This window comes from Mesorhizobium sp. Root552 (genome assembly GCF_001427285.1).
Classification (GTDB): domain Bacteria; phylum Pseudomonadota; class Alphaproteobacteria; order Rhizobiales; family Rhizobiaceae; genus Mesorhizobium.
The window spans coordinates 1-449 of record NZ_LMFV01000018.1; the positions used below are offsets into that span (position 1 = coordinate 1).

A 449-nucleotide genomic window follows, 5' to 3' on the forward strand; every position below is an offset into this window, starting at 1 on the left:
CCGACTCGTCCTTACCAACGCGGAGACCGCCGAGCTGGATCCAGGCGAAGTTCAGGGACCAGCCTTCGCCATCGTAACCGTCGCGGCTGTTGAAGCGGTTTTCGGTGTAGGTCTTCAAGGTGCCGAGCTCGGTTTCCGAACCGGTCCAGGTGCGCAGCGTGAAACGAGCCTGCTTGTGGTAGGTGTCGTTCAGGCTACCATCGCGAAGGTCGGTAACGTCAGTATGGCCTTGACGGTCACCAACGCCGATGTCGTAACGGACGTAACCGCCGATGCGCAGGCAGGTCTCGGTGCCGGGGATGTAGAAGTAGCCAGCGCCGTAGACGTCGCAGATCTTGACGTATTCAGCGGGTTCCGGCTCGGCGACGACGACAGCGTCGGCGGCGCGCGCACCGGAGACTGCGAACAGGGCCGCAGCGGAGCCAAGAAGAAGGCTCTTAATGTTCATT

The 449-nt window shown here is 61.7% G+C and carries 1 protein-coding gene; it reads right to left on the minus strand.

From position 1 onward, the window contains the following. Positions 1-448 (minus strand): porin (locus tag ASD50_RS09880; protein ID WP_162251996.1); only part of this gene is annotated, 448 nt, incomplete at its 3' end. Position 449: the final 1 nt, after the last annotated feature.